General features: G+C 53.4%; 2 protein-coding genes. One reads left to right on the forward strand and one right to left on the reverse strand.

Annotated elements, in window-relative coordinates; genetic code table 11:
* On the reverse strand, positions 1-2132 hold a 2132-nt coding region (locus GX466_04595), incomplete at its 3' end, for a hypothetical protein (GenBank protein ID NLH93481.1).
* Between the two features lie 361 nt (positions 2133-2493).
* Between GX466_04595 and GX466_04600 the strand changes: the two genes are divergently transcribed.
* Positions 2494-4593 carry a M3 family metallopeptidase gene (locus tag GX466_04600; GenBank protein NLH93482.1) on the forward strand — a complete coding sequence of 700 codons (2100 nt, stop codon included), beginning with the start codon at positions 2494-2496 and terminating at the stop codon, positions 4591-4593.
* Positions 4594-4914 lie beyond the last annotated feature (321 nt).

Here is a 4914-nt window from a genome sequence, read left to right on the forward strand (position 1 = left end):
ACTTCAAATCCTGTCGGCGCCACAATGTAGATGGGGCCTTGCAAATTGCTTCCGCTGAGGCTGTATTCGGATATTTCCTCGGAAGGGCAGCCCGCGTAGTTGGCCAGGGGAGCAGGCTCGCCTGTCACAGTGATGACCGGTGCAGGCGGAGCATCGCCGCTCCAGAGGATCGCCCAATCGTTGCTCACGCGGATGCCGTCGATTTGAAGGGCAGGAGCCTTAGTTGAACCACCCTGCCTCAGCGCAATGGTTCCAATATTATCGGGCTCAGATGTAATTGCGTCAGTTGAAGTCAACAGGGGGGTGGATTCAGTATCTGAGATGGTTGGATTAACCCAAAGGTGCACCAAATCATTATTTGAACCAGGGACAATCTCATACTTGAGAACTACCAGATAGGTCGTGCCATAAACGTAATCATAGCCTGTCGTTACTGTTGGTTCTATGTCAGAAGCACCGTTAGTCAATCCAAAGCGGAAATTGTTTGTTTCGCTATCTTTCTGAATAAACACTTTCCCGCGGAAATACTGGGTATTGATAGGGCTGGTACTGAAATGGAAGAAATAATCTCCAGTCGTTTTAGCGCTTGTAACATTAACCAGGAAAGACGCGTACAAGTTTCCCAGATTCTGGGGTGTAAATCCGCGGTTCACGTCTTCCCCTGATGTCTGAAGAGCAGCACCCAATCCTAAAGCTGGAGGATAACCAGTATAGATCAGACCTGGTTCCGTTACTTGTATATAATTAGTAGTTCCACTGTGATTCTCCCATCCATTAGCTGTGAGCAGTTCGCCCGCGGTATAGTTGAAGTTCTCTTCCAAAAAGATGGTAGGCCCAGCCGGAGTCTGCACCTCGCCACTAACAGGCAGATCAACCTGAGTGGCTCCGGCGCTGGTGTGGGTGATGTTGCCGCCATAGTTGCCAACCGTGGTACCGATCAGGCGCACATAGACCGGGCCGTCGAAACTGGGAGCAAGTGAAAGTGAAGAACTGTAACTGCTGCCATCGGTTGAAAGCTCAAAACCTGCGGGAGGAGTCACTATAATATTGGCGGTAAGCAACTCACCGTAAAGGGTGTAGGTCTGAGCCGCGGAGGGAGTTCCCTCCAGGGTGGCAAAGGCGTCCAGAGTGCCAGTGGTGTGGATGGTCGGCACAGGGTCGCTAACCGTGCCGCTGACAGCCAGATCCACCTGAGTGGCTCCGGTGCTGGTGTGGGTGATGTCGCCGGAATAATTGCCGGCGGTTGCACCCGTGAGGCGCACATAGACCGGGCCGTTGAAGGTGGAAGCCAGAGTCTGGGCGGTGGTATAGAAAGTGTTGTCGTCCGTGGAGATGGCAAAGCCAGCGGGGGGAGTAACCACGATTCCCGCCGTCAGGTTGGAGCCGCTCAGGGTATAGCTCTGGGAGGCAGAAGGAGTTCCGGTGTAGGCGGTAAAGTCGTTCAAGGTACCGGTAACCGCTATCACGGGCTGCCCAACGGCAGGCCAGGTTCCAGTCACGCTCTCGATTAGATTATTGAGTACGTCCCGAACTTCGATTCTTTGGATAGTTGTGCCTGCTTCAACCACCAAGTTGAAAGCCCCGGTAGTTAAGGCAGATGAGGTAGCACTGATCAGAGTTCCACCTACGGTGGCATCATAAGCTAAAATCACATATTTAGAGGAAAAATCATTCCAGGTTGAGAAAGTTACATCGCTGTTGGTGATGGACACAGGAGTAGTTATAGCTGTCGCGGCAGGCAGTGCTATAGTTCTGTAGTTTGAGGTATAAGCCGGGCCAAGTCTATCCCGATAGCTTGCTACTGTTGTAGCATTGTTCCCTCTCTGAAACATGATCCACCATGTGCTGGAAGTGGTGGGTGTGCCGGGAACCTGCGGGCCGGAAGAGTAACTTGTTGAAGTAATAAAGGTAGAAGTGGCTGCGTCCCAGCAGTTGTACTGGTTTGAGCCATTGTAAAGCCTGTATCGGGCATCATCTGACGTGTAGTCCGACACAGTGACTAACACAGCGCTCTCCGAAGAAGCCGAGCTGATGTCGATCTGTGTAGGTCTGGCATCAATCACCGCGCTGGCGGCATAGGCTGACAATGCTATAGCAGCCATAACCATAATCGTGAAGATTTTTCTAAGCATGTTCATCTCCTTGCTTAAGTCATTAAAAACCGTATGGTGCCGGGGTCTCTGACCGGCAGCGTGATACATTTCGATGTAAAGAGGGGTGTTTTGGCGGGTCAGAAGACCCAAGCCAAGCCATAACATAACACAAACCTATGGACTGCAATAACAAAGCGGGGGCGATATCCCCCTAAAGTTACAATCTAAAAAGCGTGTATATCCGTCAATGTTTTTTTCCGGGGTCGAGGAAGAAAAATCAGCGACCTTGCCGGAATCCCGCAAGCGACGGAACAGGGCGGAAAATGGCAAAAACGGATTGACAGAGCGGGGGCTTTGGATTTTCGTGTTTTCAAATGAGAATAATGAAAAGGACATCCAGATGACACAATCCAGCAACCCCCTGTTGAGGCCAAAAAGCAGCCACCGCCTGCAGGCCATACCCTTCGACGAAATCCGGACCGAGCATTTCATGCCGGCGATAGAGGAAACCCTTAAAACCGCGAAGGCGGAGATCGAGGCGCTGAAGAACAATCCCGCCGCGCCTGATTTTGAGAACACCATCCTGGCTTTGGACCTGTACGGCGAACAACTGGACCATGTGGCCGGAATCTATTTCAACCTGCTTTCCGCGGAATCCGACTCCGAGTTCAAGGCCCTGGCGCAGCGGATATCACCGCTGCTGGCAGAATTTAACAGCAGCATTTCCACCGACGAGGCGATTTTCGCCCGGGTGAAAAAGGTTTGGGAAGACGAGGTTGAGGGCAAACCGAAACCTGAACTGCCGAAAGACATGAACGACCGCGATGCGCTGAAGCAAGCAGAACGCTACCGCCTGACCGACAGGGCCTATCAAGGCTTTATCCGGGGCGGCGCCTTGCTGAGCACGGAAGACAAGCAAAAGCTAACCGCCATCGCGATGGAATCTTCCAAGCTTTCGCCCCAGTTTTCCGACAACGTATTAGGCGCCACCAACGCCTGGGAACTGCACATCACTGATCCCGCGGATGTGGAAGGCATGCCCCAGGGTGTGCTGGCCGGGGCGGCTCATCTGGCCAAAAGCAAGGGAAAGGACGGCGGCTGGCTCTTCAACCTGCAGCCATCCAGCATGGTGCCGCTACTCACATACTGCAAAAACCGCGAACTGCGCCGCCAAAGCCAGACGGCCTATGCCTCGCGCGCCTTCAATGACGATTTTGACAACCAGGAACTGATCAAACGCGCCCTGGACCTGCGCCAGCAACGCGCCGACCTGCTGGGCTACCCCACCCACGCTGACTACGTGCTTTCGGACCGCATGGCGGAATCCGTGCAAACCGCCACGGAGTTTTTGGAAAAGATTTACAGCGTTGCCTATCCCGCCGCCAAGCGGGAATATCAGGAAGTGGTTGACTACGCCAAACAGACCGACGGCATCAGCGATTTCAAGCCCTGGGACATGGGCTACTATTCCAACAAACTCAAGGAAGCACGCTACGCCTATGATCCGGAGGAACTGCGCCCCTGGTTCAAGGTGGAAAACGTGCTGACCGGCCTCTTCACCGTGGCGAAACACATCTACGGCATCGAAGTGAAGCAGGTTACAGATGTTCCCACCTGGCACAAGGATGTGAGCACCTGGGAAGTTTACGACCGGGCTGGGGATTTTTTGGGCCTGATGTACATGGACCTCTTTCCTCGGGAAACCAAAAGAGGCGGGGCCTGGCAGACCTCCTTCCAGAGACAGGGACTGCATTCTGACGGCCTGCGCCGCCCGCATGTGGCAATCGTGGCTTCGCTGACCCCCTCCACGGAGGACCAGCCCTCGCTGCTGCGTCTGGACGAAGCCCGCACCGTCTTTCACGAATTCGGCCACGCGCTGCATTCCCTACTGGCAGACGGCTATTACAAGGGACTCTCCGGCACCAGCGTGCTTTGGGATTTTGTGGAACTGCCCAGCCAAATCATGGAAAACTGGCTCCTGGAGGAGGAGGCGCTGAACCTCTTTGCCAGACACTATGAAACCGGTGAGCCGCTTCCCAGTGAACTGCTGAAGAAAGTGATCGATGCCAAAAACTTCCAGGCGGGACTGGCAAACATCACCCAACTGCGCTACGCCATGCTCGACCTGGCCTGGCACACCACCCATCCCAGCAAGATCACAGACGTGGACGCCTTTGAAAAGCAAGCCACCGCGCGCTTCCAGATCGCGCCCCCCATCGAGGGAGCAAACATCTCCTGCGCCTTTGCCCACATCTTCGCCGGAGGCTATTCCGCCGGCTACTATTCCTATAAATGGGCCGAAGCGCTGGAAGCCGACGCCTGGAGCCTCTTCAATGAAAAGGGCATATTCAACCCCGAAGTGAGCGAAGCCTTCCGCAAATACATCCTGGCTCGTGGTAACGCCTTTCACCCCATGGACCTCTTTGTGGCCTTCCGGGGGCGCAAACCGGACCCTGACGCCCTGCTCAAGCGCGACGGGCTGATCCCCACACCAGCCTGAACCCTTGAAAATAGAGAGTAATGGAACGCCGGTGCTATCGCCGGCGTTTTTTCGGCTTATGTCCATAAAGACCGTTGAATAATGCACAGGCATTTGAATTGAGATGAATTCACCCTATTCCACATAAGCTTTTCTGACCCGACAGGTCTTTTTTGGTCTGTTTTGATGGTTTTTCCTCTCTAATACCAAATCGCTTTCATTAATCTAATTTAAGCCATTTGAAATAGGTCAATTTTGAGACCATGTCTCTGTTGCTATCCAAGTATGAGAAACTATCAATAAGAGCTTTTTGAACATCATCAAGTGACGCGTAGGCAATAT

The organism is Candidatus Cloacimonadota bacterium (assembly GCA_012516855.1).
In the GTDB taxonomy this organism is placed as follows: domain Bacteria; phylum Cloacimonadota; class Cloacimonadia; order Cloacimonadales; family Cloacimonadaceae; genus Syntrophosphaera.

Excerpts from the sequence above, each read along its gene's own strand:
- GX466_04600 (NLH93482.1), top strand. The coding sequence starts at position 2,494 with ATGACACAATCCAGCAACCCCCTGTTGAGGCCAAAAAGCAGCCACCGC.